Raw genomic sequence first — 16,709 nt, 5'->3', positions numbered from 1 at the left:
GCTCAAGTCTCCAGCATCTGCCGCAGGCCCAGGAGCACGCGGTCAGCCTCAATGGGAACCTCGCGGATGCGTGTGCTCAAGTCTTCTCCTGTCTGGCGCCGGATCATGGTTTCAATTTCGGCACACATTTGTGACAACTTGAGTGCGCCGATGCTGGCTGAGGACGACTTCAGTGTATGCGCAACATGCATGATTGCCGCGCTGTCATTCATCTTGAATGCTTCATCCAACTGCGGTAGCAGGCGGCCGACCGAGGTTTCGAAGGCCTTGGCCACGCGCTCGATCAGGCGGTTGTCGCCCCGCGGGTCGAGTTCGCGCAGGCGGCGCAGGGCCTCGGCGTCGAACAGGTCGCTGTGGTCAGCCACCGCGCTGGCAGGTGCTGCGGCAAGCGGCTCCAGCGCGGCGGGCACGGTGGGCTCGCTCGGCTCGTCGTGCGGCTCGGCGGTTGGCAGGGCGCCGGCTTGGGTGTCTCGTTGGGCATCAGCCACATCGCGCAAGGCCATGGGGACGGTGCTGGGCTCTTCGTTGGCCATGCCGGAGGCCAGGCCGTCCGGGTGGGTGTGCTCGATCAGGATCTTCTGCAACTGGCTCTGGCGGAAGGGCTTGGACAGGTAGTCGTCAAAACCCAGATCCAGGAAACGTTGCTCGTCGCCTTCCAGTGCATTGGCCGTCACCGCGATGACCGGGGTGTCGGACGGCGTGAGGAACTTGAAACGGGTGGTCGAGCCGCGGCGGAACCAGCTCAGGGCCTCCACGCCGTCCATGCCGGGCATCTGGATGTCCATCAGCACCAGGTCGAAGCGGTATTCACCCAGCTTGCGCAGGCCTTCGAGCGCCGAGTTGGCTACCTTCACCTCGCAACCCAGGCGGCGCAGCATCTGGCTGCAGACCTCCTGGTTGACGGAGTTGTCCTCCACGACCAGCACGCTCTTGCAGATGCGGATGGCCTCGTGGGCCACGTCGCTGCCCAGTTCGGCCGAGATGCCCAGGATGGCCTGGCGCAGTTCGGCCTTGCGCAAGGGTTTGGCCACGAAGCGCTGGAAGCCGGCTTCCTGGGCGCGGCGCACGTCGTCCGGCGAGGATACCGACGACAGCAGGATCATCTTGATATGGGGGTAGCGGCCGCTGCTGCGCAGGGCTTCGGCCAGGCCCAGGCCATCCAGCTCGGGCATGTTCATGTCGACCAGGGCGAGCTCGAACTCGGCGTCCTGATTCGGGTTGGCCATCAGGATGTTGAGCGCCTCGCGGCCATTGGTGGCCTGCGTGACGTTCATGCCCCAGGCGGTGAGCATGTTCTCGATCACGGTGCGGTTGGTGTCGTTGTCGTCCACCACCAGCACGTTGAAAGAGGGCATCTCGGGCTCTTCCAGCATGGCCATGTCGACCTGGGTGTCGCCCACGCGCACCGGCACGCGGAACACGAACTCCGAGCCCACGCCAGGTGCGCTGTGCGCCTCGATGTAGCCCCCCATCAGCTCGACCAACTGCTTGGAGATGGCCAGGCCCAGGCCCGTGCCGCCATAACGGCGCGCCATGCCGCCATTGGCCTGCACGAAGGCGCTGAACAGGCGGGGGATCACCTCGGATGGGATGCCGATGCCGGTGTCGCGCACCATGAATTCCAGCTCGATGCCGTTGGGGATGTCGCCGTTGTGCAGGCTCACGGTGCCGCCAATGGCGCGGCGGATGTCCACCACCACTTCGCCGTGTTCGGTGAATTTGATGGCGTTGGCCACGAGGTTGGTCAGGATCTGGCGCAGGCGCAGCGGGTCGCCGTGGATGACCGCGGGCAGGCCGGGTTGTTCGCGGAAGCTCAGCTCCAGGCCTTTTTCGTGGGCGCGCGGGGCCATCAGCTCCAGGGTGTCTTCCACCAGGGTGCGCAGCACGAAGTCGCAGGTGGCCAGTTCCAGGCGGCCGGCTTCGATCTTGGCGAAGTCCAGGATGTCGTTGATGATCTCCAGCAGGCTCTCGCCGGAGCGGTAGACCGCCTGGGCAAAGCGCCGCTGCTTGTCGTTGAGCGGCGTGCCCAGCAGCAGTTCCGTCATGCCCAGGATGCCGTTCATGGGCGTGCGGATCTCGTGGCTCATATTGGCCATGAACTGGCTCTTGGCCTGGCTGGCGGCTTCGGCCAGGTCGCGGGCACGTTGCAGCTCCAGCGCCTGGTTATGGTCTTCCGTGACGTCGGACACCAGGCCGTAGATGCGCGATTGGCCATCGGGCAGGCGGCGGGCGCGGGTGCGGTGGCGGATCCAGCGCAGGCCCTTGCCAGGCACGACCAGGCGCAGCAGCGCGTCGGTGGGCTCGTTGGCTTGCTCGTGTGCCTCTTGCTCGACCAGCAGGTGGAGGTCCTCGGGCACGACCATGTCGCGCACCCGGCTGGGCTGGGCCTGCATCTCTTCATTCGGAATGCCCAGCAGGGCCTCCGTGCGCGGGCTCAGGTAGATGTAGCGCTCGCGCGATTGCGTGGCCACGTACACCGAGTCGTCCATGGACTCGACCAGCTCGCGGAAGCGCCGTTCGGACTCTTCCAGGTCGGCCTGGGCCTGGCGGGACGATGTGATGTCGCGCACCAGCGAGATCAGCAGGCGAGGGCGGCCATTGCTGTGGCGCAGGGCGAAGTGCCGAGCATTGACCACCCGCGTGCCGGCTTCGCCGGACCAGGTGAAATCGTGCTCGACCGTCAGGCCCGATTCGATGGCCTCTTGCATATAAGGCTGGGTCATGCCCAGCACGGACTTGCCCAGCGCATGCTCGATGGAGCGGCCCACGACCTGGTCGCGCTGCAGCTTGAATTCGATCTCGGTGTAGCGGTTGATGGCCACCACATTGAGGTTGACCGGGTCCAGCACGAACAGGCTGACCGGCAGGTTGCCCAGCAGGGCTTCGAGGAACTCGCGCTCCTGGTCGCGGATGTGCTCCTGCGACTTGCGCTTGGTGATGTCGTTGAACAGGCAGACGTACTGGCTGCGGCCACCGGTCTCGTCCAGCATCTGGATGGCGTCGATCTCGCCCCAGTAGCGCGTGATGCTCTGCGAGCCCTGGCGGCCGGATTCGTACGACAAGCGGAAGGGCACGCCACGCGAGATGTGGTCTTCCAGTTCCGTGACCGTGGCCGGGTCGCTGACTTCCTGGGCGAGCAGTTCGGGCAGGCGGCGGCCGATGACGCGCTCTTCCGGCCAGCCGGTCAGGGCCACGAAGGCGCTGTTGATCCACTCGATGTTGCCGTCGCGGTCGGTGATGGCCACGCCGCTGCTGATGCGCGTGGCCACGAGGGTCAGGCGGCTGAGGTGTTCGGCGTTGCTGGCCATGTGGGCCAGGTTGGCATCGCGCTGGGCCACGAAGCCGAGCTGGATGGCGGCGATCTCCAGCACGGCGGCGCAATCCGTCTGGCTGGCGCTGGGGTCGTCGAATTCGAGCAGGGCCAGGGGCCAGCCTTCGATCGAGATGGGCATGGCCACCACGCTCTGGGTGCCGTTCAGGCGCCACGGGCAATTGCTGTCAGGGGAGCGGGGGATGTCGGCCATCTGGGGCGAGAGCTTGCTCAGCGCCTCACCCAGGGGGCGTTCATCGCGGTGCGTGGCGGCAATGGCCGACACGTCGATCATGTCGTTGCCATCGCTGCCGGTGTCCATCCAGGGCCGCAGCAAGGCCGACTCACCGTTCCAGCCCTCCACACGCAGGCAGATCCAGCCGCGCGAGCCCAGGTGCTGGTGCAGGGCTTCGCCCACCCGGTGCAGGGCCTGGGCCAGATTGGGGGCGGTGTGGGCGGCCTCTGCGATGCGGCGGCTGAGCTCCAGCTGGCGCTGGGCGTCGTCGTTCGGGGTGGGCTCGTTGGGCGGCGGGGATGCAGGTGGTTGAGACAGGGGCTGCGTGGCCTGGGCCACGGCATCGGCGGACAACTCCGTGTTTTGCGGTGGCTGGGTGCTGCTGGGCTGATCACCCGCGGGCTGCAGAGGCCGACGCGCCATGAGGCCGATGCCGGTGGAGGCCAGCACGGTCACGGTCAGGCCCAGACCGCTGAGCCCCCAGTTCCAGGTTGCAGCGGCCACGGCTGCAAGCGCCAGAAGGAGCATCATCACGGTCCAAGGTGTGCGCCTTGAATACGGGTTCTGCGACATCGCCAACTTGATTCCTTGGGAAAGTCACCCACTTGCCGCGAGAAAATAGGCGGGCATACTGTGACCTTCGTCAGATATTTCACGAACTTTACAGGCTCCGTGAAAACTTCAACCAGCAGAAGAAACCCCTTGCAGCCCTCCTTACAATGGTTTGGATGCGCAGCGACGTAGATTTGCCCACCCCGCTTGATCAGGGTTTTCGCCATTCGAAGGCCCGGTTCTGGCGTTGGGCCCTGGGCGGCGTTGTCGCGATGGTCGCTCTGGCGCTCATCGAGGCGCCCGTGTGGCTGTTTGCCCTGGCCATGATGGCTTGGTGCGTGGCCGGCGCGGTGTTGTTACAAAGCGACGTCATTTTTGTGATGCGTCAAATTGCTGACGCTAGCGTTAATTCAAAACCGACTGCCCCTGACGCCCCCCATTGGCAAAACTGGGTTTCGGGCTGGTATTGGGAAACGGACGCGCTGCACCATTTGAGCGTTTTCAAACCCGGCCTGGGTTTGCCCAAAAGCATTTCGGTGGATTGGGCCCGATTGTCCGAATACGTTGGCGCACATCCACTGTGGTTGTCCAACTGGCCTGAGGATGCTTCATGCCAGGATGCGGATCTGGGGCGTCTGGCCTATTGCCTGCAGCAAAAAGTGGCTTGCGGGGAGGCCTTGGACCTGCCTTGGCCCCAGGGGCTGCAGGGCGTGAGCGCGCAGGGGCAGGGCTGGCGTTGCGCCGTTCAGGCCGAGCCCCGCTGGGGCGACCAGGGTCAGTTTCTGGGGTTCCGAGGCGTGTTGCAGATGATGCAGCCTGCTGTGGCCGCGGCCGATCAGGCTCAACAAGCTGCCAGCGCGCTCTCCCGCGCCGAGGCCGAGGATGCGGCCCAGAATGCCCAGATGCGCGAGGCCGAGCAGGAGGTGCTGCGTTATGCCCTGTCGCACGACCTGCGCGCACCCTTGCGTGTGGTGGAGGGCTTCACCCGCATCGTCAAGGAAGACTATGGCCGGGCGATGGACCGCCTGGGCAACGATCACCTGGACCGCGTGCTGACAGCCGCGGCACGCATGAACGGCATGATCGACGCGATCCTGGCGCAGGCCCAACTGGCCGCCGAGCCCTTGCAGCGTGTGGGCATCGACATGACCGCCCTGGCGCGTGAAATCGGCTCGGAGCAGTCGGCGCTGGTCAATGCGGGTTGCGCGGCGGCCGAACTGGTGGTGGCCGAGGGCATGCATGAAGATGCCGACCCGCTGCTGGTGCGGCGCGTGCTTGAAAACCTGATCAGCAATGCCCTGAAGTACAGCGCCAAGGTGGCGCAACCGCGCGTGGAAGTGGGTGTCATGCCGGCAACCAACCCGGCGGTGTTCTTTGTGCGCGACAACGGTGCCGGCTTTGACATGCAGCACGCGGACAAGCTGTTTGGCATGTTCCAGCGGCTGCACAGCGCCAAGGAGTTCCCCGGCACGGGCGTGGGGCTGGCGGGGGTCCAGAACATCGTGCGCCGGCATGGTGGGCGCATCTGGGCCGAGGCCCGTCCGGGCGAGGGCGCCTGTTTCTACTTCACCTTGATGGGCACGGTTGAGGCGCAGCAGCGCGCCCAGCGCCCGGAGTGAACGCTCAGAGCGAACCCAGGCCGGCCAGCACTTCCTGTGCATTGAGCAGGCGCTCGCACTGGGCTTCCAGTGTGCGGCCTTCCTGCTGGGCCTGCTGAACCAGCTTGGCCATGGCCTGCTGGCGGTCCAGCGAATTGCGGTGCATGACGATGCCCACGGCGATGGCCACGTTCTGCGCCAGTGGGTCTACAGGTGCCGTGACTGCCGGCGCAGCAGCCTGCGTGGCTGGTGTCGGGGTGGACGTTGGCGTCGCGGCGGGCGCAGCCACAGGGGATGCCACCACAGCAGGCGCCGCCGGTGCATGGGTCTTGGCCCGGTTGGCAAAGGCGGCCTCCACGGCCGGCACGATCTGCTGGATGTCCAGAGGCTTGACCAGGTAGGTCAGCGCGCCCAGTTCCTTGACCTGCTTGATCGTGGCCTCATCGGCAAAAGCGGACAGGAACATGAAGGGGATCTGGCAGTACTCGCGCAGGTAAACGGCCACGTCAAAGCCGGATTTGCCTTCCATGCGGATGTCCAGCAAGGCCAGTTCGGGCTTGTGCTGGCGGGCCAGCAAGATGGCGTCATCCCCGTTGTCGGCGTCAATGACTTCGTAGCCCGCTTGCGCGAGACCGTGGGTCAGCGTGGCCAACACCAGCCGGTCGTCATCCACCACCAGAATCTTGCCTTTTTGATTCACACCCGTGTCCTTTTCGGCTACCAGCCCAGGCCGTGTACGACCGGAAATGGCCAGCACCTCTTACCTACCGCTCAGTCTTCTGCTTGTCGTCGATCGGTCAGAGTGGTGCCATGCGTTCCACAATGGGCACCGTTTACCGAAGCCGACCAGTCTAATGCACCTGCGTGATGCAGGTGTATCCAAGCGTCGGGGGCTTATTGTGGCCAAAGAGTGATCTGCTGACCAGTGGGTTCACCCAAGACGTGGGGTGGCGGGATCAGGTTGATGCCCGGTGGCGTGAGGTCGACCTGGGTCAGCACCTCGGGGCCATCCTGCTTCATGGCCAGCTTGGCACTGCGACGCGGCAACAGGGCGCGCACCAGGCCCAGGCCGGACACGCCGCCGGGCACACGGTCCACATTGAAGTCCGGTGGCAACTGGCCGGGGCTTCTGATCTTGATGGACACGCCTTGCTCGCTCGATTGCAGCGTGCAGCCCAGGGCAGTGGTGCCCGGGCCATGCTTGTGGGCGTTGGTCAGCAACTCGTTGAGGCACAGGGCAATGGGGATGGACTCGGCTTCCGGCAATTGCCAGTCGCCTGCATTGCTGCCTTCCATGCTCAGGGCAATGGGGCGCCCGAACGTGCGTTGCACCGACGAGGCAATCGCCTCGACCACGGCCTTGAGCCGCAGCGGGCCGCCTGCACCCACCTGCAGGCCATAGACCTGGGCAATGGCCTGCACCTGGCCGACCACTTCGGAGATGGCGGAGGCGACCTCCGGCTTGCGCATGGCGATCTGCTGCAGCAGGCCGGCGACGCCTTGCAGGTTGTTCTTGATGCGGTGGTGCACTTCCTTGACCAGCATCTCGCGCTGGGCGATGGCCGCGTCCAGGCGGGCCTGCTCGGCCGCGCGCTGCTCGGTGATGTCGGAGGCCACCACCAGCAACTGGTCGGCGGACTCACCTTCGCGCGCCAGCGGCAGGTAGTTCACATCCCAGATCTGGTTGCCACCCTTGTACGGGCGGCTGTATTCGCGGTGCACGGTCTGGCCGCTGTCGAGTGCGTGCTGCATGTCGGCACGCAGCAAGCGGGCCCGATCGGCGTCGTACAGGGCCTCGGGCGGCTTGCCCAGGGCCTTGGCCGGCTCGATGTTCATGTAGCTGCTGGATGCCGCCTGGTTGGCCTGCAGCAAGGTCAAGGCCTTGGCGTCGACCAGGTGGATGGCCATGGGCGCCATCTCGATGATGCGCTGCAGCGTGGCCTGGGCTTCGGCGGACTGGGCCTCGGCCTGGCGGCGCCGGTCGATGTCCAGCAGGGCGTAGGTGATGTGGCGGCGGTTGCCTTCGCCCAGCGTGACCACGGCGTTGCCCACGACCCAGAAGACGCGGCCATCTCGGCCCACGACCTGGCACTCGAAGGTGTGCGACTGCCCGTCCAGCAGGTCATCGAGGTAGTCCGTCAGGCGGAAGGGGTGGTCCAGGTCGGGCGTGGCCACGGTGCTGAGTGGCTGGCCCACGAAGTCGGCCAGATCACCGGCGAACATGCGGCGGGCCGAGCGGTTCATCCAGGCGATGCCGTGTTCGTCCAGCGTCACGATGCCCACGAACACCGAGTCCAGGATGGCGCGGGTGCGGTCGGCCTGCAGGGTCAGGCGTTGCTCCGCGCGATGGCGGTCGTCCACATTGACGAAGGAGGCGATGAAACCTTCTTCAGGCCGCAGCGGGTTGACCAGCCGCAGCGCGACTTCAGCCCATAGCACACGGCCTTTCTTGGTGCGCAGCGCGCGTTCGCCTTGCCAGTGGCCCAGGCTGCGCAGCACGCCCGTGATGTCGGGGTCGGTGTTGTTGTCGACGTCCAGTGCGTACAGGCTCAGCAACGGGCGGCCGGTCAGGCTGGCGGCGTCGTCGCCGATCAGGTGCGACAGGGCTGGGTTGGCGCTCTGGATGAGGCCGTCCTTGACGAAGGCGATGCCCACGCCCGAGAGCGTGAACATCAGCTCGCGATCGCGGCCCAGCGCGTCGAGCTGCTGCTGTTGCGAGCGGATGCGGCTGATGTCCGACAGCACCGCGATCACTTCCAGCGGGTTGTTGGACATGCCGATGCGGCGCACGGACAAGGTGTACCAGCGCGTGGTGTTGCCCGGGATGACGATTTCCAGCTCGCTTTCGAACTGCTCGGACTTGAGCAGCTCGGTGGCCGTCTCTGTCACCACGCGGTCGATGCGCGGGTCGGCGCTCAGCAGCACGTCCAGGCTCTGGCCGGCCATGGAGCCGGGGGTGAGGCCCAGCATGCGCTCGAAGCGGCGGTTGCAGCGCATCAGCACGTTGTCGCGCAGGTAGGCGATGCCCGCTGGCGTGCTCTCCAGGATGGTGCTGAGCTCGTGCAGCAGCTGAGCCTGATCCGGCACGGGGGCGGCGTCGGCATCGGAGGTGATGGCGCTCGCTGGCGCCGCCGTGGGTGTGGCGGTGGCCGTCGGCGTGTCCTTGATGGCGCACAGGAAGCGCCTGGGCGCCTCGTGGCTGGGCTGGGCCAGCGTCCAGATCTGGCTGCGCAGGCTGACGGGCGTGCTGCCCTGGCGTGTCTGCATGACCTGGCTTTGCAGCGGCGCGTCCTCAGGGCCCAGCGCCAGCAGGGTCAAAGGGGAGTCCCAGCCGCACAACCTTTGCAAGGCCTGAGGGGTGTCGGCCAGCGCGCTGCCCGGCGGGATGGCATAGCCCAGCTGCGCGCTCAACGCTGAGTTCGCGCGTAAAACGCGCCCGTGCTCGTTGAACTCGATCAGCGCCAGCGGCACCAGATCGAACCAGGCGTCCTCTACATGTAAAGGCGTGGGGCTTGCCATGTGAATACGAAATCAGGCCTTGGGTTGTACAACGCTCACGCCGGGCATCTTGGCGGAGTAATCCTTGGGCAGTTTGGACAAGCCGGCCGCCAGCTTGCGGGCCATGTCCTTGTAGAGCTGTGCCACCTTGCTGTCGGGCTCGGCCACCATGGTCGGCTGGCCGCTGTCGGCCTGCAGGCGGATCTTGAGGTCCAGCGGCATGGAGCCCAGCAGGGGCACATTGAAATCGGCGGCCATGCGCTTGCCGCCGTCCTGGCCGAAGATGTGTTCTTCGTGGCCACAGTTCGGGCAGCAGAACACGGCCATGTTCTCGACGATGCCCAGCACCGGCACGCTGACCTTCTCGAACATCTGCAGGCCCTTGCGGGCGTCCAGCAGGGCGATGTCCTGCGGGGTGGTCACGATGACCGCGGCCGTCAGGGGCGAGCGCTGGCTGATGCTCAGGTGGATGTCGCCGGTGCCGGGCGGCATGTCGACGACCAGGTAATCCAACGGCTCGCCAGGTTCCCCCCAGTTGGACAGGCGCAGCAATTGGTCAAAGGCCTGGCTGGCCATGGGGCCGCGCCAGATGGTGGCCGCCTGGTTGTCGACCAGCAGGCCCATGGACATCATCTGCAGCCCGAAATTGACGGGCGGGGTGATGGTCTTGCCGTCCGGGCTGGGCGGCTTGCCGCTGATGCCCATCATCAAAGGTTGGCTGGGGCCGTAGATGTCGGCGTCCAGCATGCCCACGCGAGCGCCTTCGGCGGCCAGGGCCAGGGCCAGGTTGATGGCCGTGGTGCTCTTGCCGACGCCCCCTTTGCCCGAGGCCACGGCGACCACGTTCTTCACGCCGGGCAGCAAAGCCTGGCCGCGCGAAGCCGCGTGGGTCTGGATCTGGGTGGACCAGTTCACCTGCACGTCCGAAATGCCCGGCACCAGCAGCAGCGCTTGCTTGACCAGTTCGGTGTAGGCGGGCCATTGCGATTGCGCCGGGTAGCCCAGGGCGATGTCGAGCACAGCACGGCCGCCGTCCACCTTCAGTGATTTCAGGTGACGCGTGGACACCCAGTCCTGACCAGTCAGCGGGTCGCACACGGCGGTCAGGGCAGTCTGGGCGGCGTTTTCGATGGGGGACAGGGCGGTCATAAGAGCGGAGCAGGGCGCGGAGAAAGCGGTAAAACGGCGAAACCGGGCAGTCTAGTGCAACGGTCTGTATGAGTGTGGCACGGCATGCAGCCTAAAATCGGCGATTCCCCCTGAAACGTTGGCAGGCTTCCCTTGGCCCGCCTCACCCGAACCGCACCATGCCACGCCAGCTTTTTGTCACCACCGCGCTGCCTTATGCCAATGGCCATTTCCACATCGGCCACATCATGGAGTACATCCAGGCTGATATCTGGGTGCGGTTCCAGCGCATGCAAGGCAACCAGGTGCATTTCGTCGGCGCGGATGACGCGCATGGCGCGCCGATCATGATCGCCGCCGAAAAGGCCGGCAAGACACCGCAGCAGTTCGTGGCCGACATCGCAGCCGGCCGCAAGCCCTACCTGGACGGTTTCCACATCAGTTTCGACCACTGGTCGAGCACGGACAGCCCCGAGAACCATGAACTGGCGCAGAGCATCTACCTGGCCCTCAAGGAGCAGGGCCTGATCGACGTCCGCCCGATCGAACAGTTCTTCGACCCTGAAAAGGGCATGTTCCTGGCCGACCGCTTCATCAAGGGCGAGTGCCCGAAGTGCGGCGCCAAGGACCAATACGGGGATTCGTGCGAGGTGTGTGGTGCCGTTTACGCGCCCACCGAACTCAAGAGCCCGTATTCGGCCTTGTCAGGGGCCACGCCGGTGCTCAAGACCTCGGACCACTACTTCTTCAGGCTGTCCGACCCGCGCTGCCTGAGCTTCCTGGAGCAATGGACGCAGGACGGCAAATTGCAGCCTGCGGTGAGCAAGAAGATCAAGGAATGGTTCACGAAGGATGAGAACGGTGAAGGTGGCCTGGGTGACTGGGACATCAGCCGCGACGCGCCTTATTTCGGCATCGAGATCCCCGGCGCGCCAGGCAAGTACTTCTATGTGTGGCTGGATGCGCCCATCGGCTACCTGGCCTCGCTCAAGGGCTACTTCGCAGCCGGCGGCCCGAAGGCCAGGTACGGCGAAGCCCGCTCTTATGACGAGTTCATGGCCGACCCGAACGTGGAGCAGATCCACTTCATCGGCAAGGACATCACCTACTTCCACACGCTGTTCTGGCCCGCGATGCTGCAGTTCAGCGGCCGCAAATTGCCCAACCAGGTGAACGTGCACGGGTTCATGACCGTGAACAACGGCGAGAAGATGTCCAAGAGCCGCGGCACCGGCCTGGACCCGCTGAAGTACCTGAGCCTGGGCATGAACCCCGAATGGCTGCGCTACTACATCGCCGCCAAGCTCAACGCCAACGTCGAGGACATCGACTTCAACAAGGACGACTTCATGGCCCGGGTCAACAGTGACCTGGTGGGCAAGTTCGTCAACATCGCCAGCCGCGCGGCGGGTTTCATCGCCAAGCGATTTGAAGGCAAAACGACGGCCGACATCGGCGAAGAGGGCAAGCAGTTGCTGGCCACGCTGCAGGCTGGCCGCGCCAGCATCGTCGAACAGTACGAGGCCCGCGAACTGGGCAAGGTGCTGCGCGAGATCATGCTTCTGGCCGACCGCGTCAACGAATACGTCGATGCCAACAAGCCCTGGGAGCTGGCCAAACAGGAGGGCATGGACGCTCGCCTGCAAGAGGTTTGCACGGTGTGCATCGAGGCCTTCCGCCTGTTGAGCATCTATCTCAAGCCGGTGCTGCCGGTCGTGGCCGCCAACGTCGAGGCCTTCCTCAAGGTTGAGCCGATGACCTTTGCCAGCGCCGAGCAACTGCTGGGCGCGCACACCATTGGCGCCTACCAGCACCTGATGCAGCGTGTGGACGTGAAGATGCTGGATGCGCTGTTTGAGGCGCCGCCTGCGCCTGTGGTGGAGTTGCCGAAACCGGGTGGCGAGGACATCGCCGACACCATCACCATCGACGACTTCGTCAAGGTGGACCTGCGCATCGCCAAGATTGTCAACGCCGAGCACGTGGAAGGCAGCACCAAGCTGCTACGCCTGACGCTGGACGTGGGCGAGGGCCGCACACGCAATGTGTTCAGCGGCATCAAGGAGGCTTACAAGCCTGAAGACCTGATCGGCAAGCACACCGTGATGGTGGCCAACCTGGCGCCCCGCAAGATGAAGTTCGGCGTGAGCGAAGGCATGGTGCTGGCTGCTTCGCATGCCGATGAAAAGGGCACGCCCGGCATCTATGTGCTGGAGCCGGTGGCCGGTGCGCAGCCGGGTATGCGCATCCGCTGAGACGAATCAGGGCGTCGCAGCGAGCCGGCACCCTGTTGTCACGCTGTTTCGCGGCGCCAGATCGCGACGCCGTTCAGATCACCAGGGTGAACGGCGCTTGAGCCAGCGCTGTGCGCTCCGCTGCGCCTTCTTGCGCAGGCTCTTGCGCCGGCCTTGCAGCCACTCGCAGGCGAACTGTGCCTGAGGCTCCTGCTGCGCCAGCTGGGCGTACCAGGCCTGCGCAACCACCTCATCCTGCACACGCCCCAAACCGGTCAGCACGCTTTGCAGCGCCCGGTCATGGCGCCTGAAAGCCTTGTCCGACCACAGCGGCGCATAAATGGCGGCAGCCAGCCTGAGCCGCTTGCCGCGCTTGCGCAACTGGTGCAGTTCGGTGTCGGGCAGTTTGGCCAGGCCGTGCGCGTGTCTGGCGCAGCGGGCCGCCCAGCGTGTCAGGCGAGCATTCAGCCAGGGCAGCAAGTCAGCGTGGGGCGCATCGGCGGGACGCTCAGGCGCCAGCAAGGTGGCGAACACGTCCAGGCAGAGTTCGGTGGCCAGGGCAGAGCGGGCCAGCGCCACCACGTCGGCGGGCAGGCCTGGCGGCGGTGTCGGGCTGGGCAGGGGGCGTGCGGGGCTACCTGCGGCAAGCAGTTTCTCAGGCAACCAGGCCAAGGCCTCCTGGTCGCGCCAGTAGCCCAGTTGCCGCGTCAGGGTCGTGGCCTTGTCCAGGCTGCTGGCCGGCAGTGCCCAGGGTGTGTGCGCCCACAAGCGGCCCAGTGCCCGCAGGCGGCGCAGGCCCAGCCTCAACTGGTAAGCCAGTGCGGGTGTCGAGGTGGGCGCGTTGCCCAGTTCGCTCAGGTTGCCGGTGATGTGTTCCAGGCAGGTTTCGACGCCGGCGCGCCAGGCTTCGTCCATGGTCGAGCCGGACTTGACCTTGGCGGGGTGCGCCAGTGTGGTGTGCACGGCAGGCTCAGCCTGGTCAGGCGCGGCTGCGGTGGGCGCCAGCAACGCCGCCGCTTCACGCGCCAGGCGGTCACCCCGGTGGGCCTTGGTCTGCGTGTCCAGCCACAGGCCGTGGCGAGCCACCCAGTCGCGCCCGGCCAGGATCACGGCCATGGGGTGGCCTGATACCGATTCAATCTCCAGTTCGCGTACGGGCACGCTCAAACTGCCGGAATGGATCTGCCCCAGGTCCAGCGCCAGCTCCACTTCGCCCTCGAACAAGGTGCCCTTGCCCACGGTGACGAGCGCCCGCGTGCGGGTGATGTCGGTGCCGTACAGCTCGATCAGGCCAGTGCCATGGCCTTGCGGGTCTTGTGCCATGGACCAGCTCAACACGCGCTCCAGGGCCTCTTGGGCAGGTGTGCCGGCATGCCGCCCCAGGTCGGCGCGAATGGGCTGGCCGTGGGCAGGCTCCTGCGCAGGCTGGTTGTCCTCCAGCCGCATCATGGTGTTGCTGCCACCAGCCTTGAGCGTCTGAACCCAGTCCTCGCCTTCCTGGCGCACGCGCAGCGCCATGCGTGCGGCAGCCAGGCGGCGATCGGGCGTGTCGAAATACGAGGCCCGCAGGCGCAGATCGGTGTTCTGGCCGGCGTTGAGGCGGGTGAATTCGGCCCGAACGGCCTCCAGCGCGCCTTCCGGAATCTGGAATTTCAGTTCAATTTCCTGCATGCCTGACATTGTCGTGTGCCCTGGTGATCAGATCAGGGCGATCGCACCCATAAAATGTCAGGTTCTCGCATCTTGATTGAATTGGTCAAAGCCATGCCGCTTTTCTGGAAACCGTACAAGTCCGACGTCACGCAGTTCATCGACAGCCTCAAGGCACGTGATCCGCAACTCGAAGAGCGTCAGCGCCAGGGGCGTTTCCTGCTGTGGGACAAGCCCGTGGACCGCGAGGCTCAGAAGGGCTACCGCGAAGCCCGCGTCGAGCAACAGCCTTACGTCTACTCAACCAAGGCCTGAGCCTCGGGTGATGGCCTGGTCTGACAGGTGACACAACAGCACGTCATGGCCGCCGATGAAGGTGGCCTGCCACCGGCCGAGCTTGACGAGCAAGGTCTGCCCGAGGTCATCGACCAGGTGGCATTGGCACGTCTGTATGGCGAACCCCTGTTTGCCATGCCGACGGATCTCTACATCCCGCCGGATGCGCTCGAAGTCTTCCTGGAGACTTTCGAGGGCCCGCTGGATCTGCTGCTCTACCTGATCCGCAAGCAGAACTTCAACATCCTCGACATCCCGCTGGCGGATGTCACGCGGCAGTACCTGGCCTATGTGGATCAGATCCGCAAGACCAACCTCGAACTGGCATCCGACTATCTCTTGATGGCGGCCATGCTCATCGAGATCAAGTCACGCATGTTGCTGCCGCCCAAGAAGGTGGCCGAGGGTGAAGAAGCCGAAGACCCGCGCGCCGAACTGGTCCGCCGCCTGATCGAGTACGAGCAGATGAAGCTGGCCGCGGCCAAGCTGGATCAACTGCCGCTGCTGGGCCGTGACTTCCTGCGCGTCGAGATCCACAACGACCCCTCTGTGCACGTGCGCCACCCCGATGTGGCCCTGTCCGACCTGCGCGAAGCCTGGATGGACATCCTGCAGCGCGCCCGTTTGAACAAGCACCACACCATCAGCCGCGAGGAGCTGTCAGTACGCGAGTTCATGAGCCAGGTCTTGCGCACGCTGCAGGGGCGCCGCTTCGTCGAGTTTGAAGAGCTGTTCGACACCACCCGCGGCCCGCAGGTCATGGTGGTGACCTTCATCGCCATGCTGGAGCTGGCCCGCGAACGCCTGCTGGAAGTGACCCAGGCCGAGGCCTTTGCGCCCATCTACGTGCGCCTGGCTTACCAGCCCGCTTGAATCTTCAAGTTCGCGCTCAACGTTCGATCCGGTAGATGCGGGCGTTGTCGCCGTCGGTCATCACGTACAGCCAGCCATCCGGGCCCAGCACCACATCGCGTATCCGCCCGATGACCTTGCTCAGCAGGGCCTCTCTGACCAGGACATGTTCGTTGTCCACCGTCAGTCGCCAGAGTGTCTGCCCGGCCAATGAGCCTGCGAACAGATTGCCCTCCCAGCCCGGGTAGCGTGTGCCCGTGTTGAAGGCCATGCCGCTGGGAGCCGTGGAGAGGGGCACCCAGTAGGTCAGGGGTTCATCGAAGTCGGGTGCATGCACGCCGCCGCCCACGCGGCAAGCATCCCCTGGTGTCGCGCCATATGGGCAACCGTAACTGCGCAGTGGCCAGCCATAGTTGTGACCCGCACGCACCAGGTTGATTTCATCGCCGCCTTGTGGTCCGTGCTCTGAAACCCACAGTTCGCCGGTGGCGGGGTGAATCGCCGCACCCTGGACGTTGCGATGGCCGAGGCTCCAGATGCCGGGCAAGGCCAGGCCGTTGGCAAACAAGGGGTTGTCGCCAGGTATGCCGCCATCGCGGTTGATCCGGACGACCTTGCCCAGGTGCTTGGCCAGATTCTGGGCGTTTTCCGTGCCTGGGTTGGCTGGGTCATCCTGCATGCGCTCACCCAGCGTGATGAACAAGGTCTTGTCTCTGGCAAAAGCCAGCCGCGAACCGAAATGGTTGTTTCCCTGCACTTTGGGAACCTGGCGAAAGATCACCTGGACGTTGCCCATCACCAGCTCTGTGAGCCGGCCGCGCGCTACCGCGGTGCCGGCCAGACCGGCTTCAGCGTTGACGCCGGGTTCCGCATAGCTCCAGTAGATCCAGGGCGAGCTTGGGTAGTCCGGGTCGAGCTGCACGTCCAGCAAGCCACCTTGGCCGGCGTCGGCCACCGGCGGCAGCCCTGTGATGGCGCCCGACACCTGGCCGTTCATGCTCACCAGTCGCATTTGCCCGGCTTTTTCAGTGATCAGCAACCGGCCATCGGGCATGAATACCATGCCCCACGGGGATGACAAACCCTGCGCGATCAGCACGGTCTTGATGGACGTGCTGCTGGGCGTGCCCACCGTGCCGTCAGGCGAAGCGCCGCCACCGCAGGCAGCCAGATACATCGTCAACAAGGGGGCCCATGCGCCAAATCGCCACCAGCGGGCAGGTGTCGAGGGGCAGATCGGAAGATGTGTTGCCATGGCGTTTCTCCCTGGCTTCAAGGGGGCCGGTGACGACAGAAGGGGCGAGGCCCAGGCCGAT

Annotated in this window: 10 protein-coding genes; 4 read left to right on the top strand and 6 right to left on the bottom strand. The window is 65.3% G+C overall.

Going from position 1 to position 16,709, the window contains the following annotated elements:
• Nucleotides 1-2: 2 nt before the first annotated feature.
• Complete coding sequence (locus JY96_RS21930) at nucleotides 3-4,076, bottom strand: response regulator (protein WP_052162116.1); 4,074 nt, start codon at nucleotides 4,074-4,076, stop codon at nucleotides 3-5.
• A 572-nt stretch (nucleotides 4,077-4,648) separates the two neighbouring features.
• On the opposite strand from JY96_RS21930, the gene JY96_RS21925 reads away from it, so the two are divergent.
• On the top strand, nucleotides 4,649-5,716 hold the full coding sequence (locus JY96_RS21925) for an ATP-binding protein (protein ID WP_152606354.1): 1,068 nt from the start codon (nucleotides 4,649-4,651) through the stop codon (nucleotides 5,714-5,716).
• A 4-nt stretch (nucleotides 5,717-5,720) separates the two neighbouring features.
• On the opposite strand, the gene JY96_RS03895 is transcribed toward JY96_RS21925, so the two are convergent.
• The 3 genes from JY96_RS03895 to apbC form a co-directional block, all read right to left on the bottom strand.
• Entirely contained in the window at nucleotides 5,721-6,395 is a 675-nt protein-coding gene (locus JY96_RS03895) for a response regulator (protein WP_035041117.1), read from the bottom strand.
• A gap of 194 nt (nucleotides 6,396-6,589) precedes the next feature.
• The gene (locus JY96_RS03890) at nucleotides 6,590-9,214 is read right to left on the bottom strand and encodes a PAS domain S-box protein (RefSeq protein WP_035035100.1); all 2,625 of its coding nucleotides are present in this window, start codon (nucleotides 9,212-9,214) and stop codon (nucleotides 6,590-6,592) included.
• Nucleotides 9,215-9,226: 12 nt separating this feature from the next.
• Complete coding sequence (gene apbC / locus JY96_RS03885; RefSeq protein ID WP_152606353.1) at nucleotides 9,227-10,342, bottom strand: iron-sulfur cluster carrier protein ApbC; 1,116 nt, start codon at nucleotides 10,340-10,342, stop codon at nucleotides 9,227-9,229.
• Between the two features lie 158 nt (nucleotides 10,343-10,500).
• Here apbC and metG point away from each other — a divergent pair, with 158 nt between their 5' ends.
• The gene (metG, locus tag JY96_RS03880) at nucleotides 10,501-12,576 is read left to right on the top strand and encodes a methionine--tRNA ligase (RefSeq protein ID WP_035035097.1); all 2,076 of its coding nucleotides are present in this window, start codon (nucleotides 10,501-10,503) and stop codon (nucleotides 12,574-12,576) included.
• Nucleotides 12,577-12,654: 78 nt separating this feature from the next.
• On the opposite strand, the gene JY96_RS03875 is transcribed toward metG, so the two are convergent.
• On the bottom strand, nucleotides 12,655-14,226 hold the full coding sequence (locus JY96_RS03875; protein ID WP_161784234.1) for a CYTH and CHAD domain-containing protein: 1,572 nt from the start codon (nucleotides 14,224-14,226) through the stop codon (nucleotides 12,655-12,657).
• Between the two features lie 93 nt (nucleotides 14,227-14,319).
• On the opposite strand from JY96_RS03875, the gene JY96_RS03870 reads away from it, so the two are divergent.
• Nucleotides 14,320-14,520 (top strand): DUF3460 family protein, encoded by a 201-nt coding sequence (locus JY96_RS03870; RefSeq protein ID WP_035041112.1) that lies wholly within the window; start codon nucleotides 14,320-14,322, stop codon nucleotides 14,518-14,520.
• Between the two features lie 45 nt (nucleotides 14,521-14,565).
• Complete coding sequence (locus JY96_RS03865; RefSeq protein WP_035035094.1) at nucleotides 14,566-15,414, top strand: ScpA family protein; 849 nt, start codon at nucleotides 14,566-14,568, stop codon at nucleotides 15,412-15,414.
• 16 nt (nucleotides 15,415-15,430) lie between these two features.
• Here the strand turns inward: JY96_RS03865 and JY96_RS03860 are convergent, their stop codons facing one another.
• Nucleotides 15,431-16,648, bottom strand: a complete 1,218-nt coding sequence (locus JY96_RS03860) for a PQQ-dependent sugar dehydrogenase (RefSeq protein WP_081961020.1) — start codon at nucleotides 16,646-16,648, stop codon at nucleotides 15,431-15,433.
• Nucleotides 16,649-16,709 lie beyond the last annotated feature (61 nt).

Source organism: Aquabacterium sp. NJ1 (assembly GCF_000768065.1).
Lineage (GTDB): Bacteria > Pseudomonadota > Gammaproteobacteria > Burkholderiales > Burkholderiaceae_C > Aquabacterium.
The sequence above is the reverse complement of the archived record's forward strand: the minus strand, read 5'-3'. Positions and strand labels throughout refer to the sequence as shown.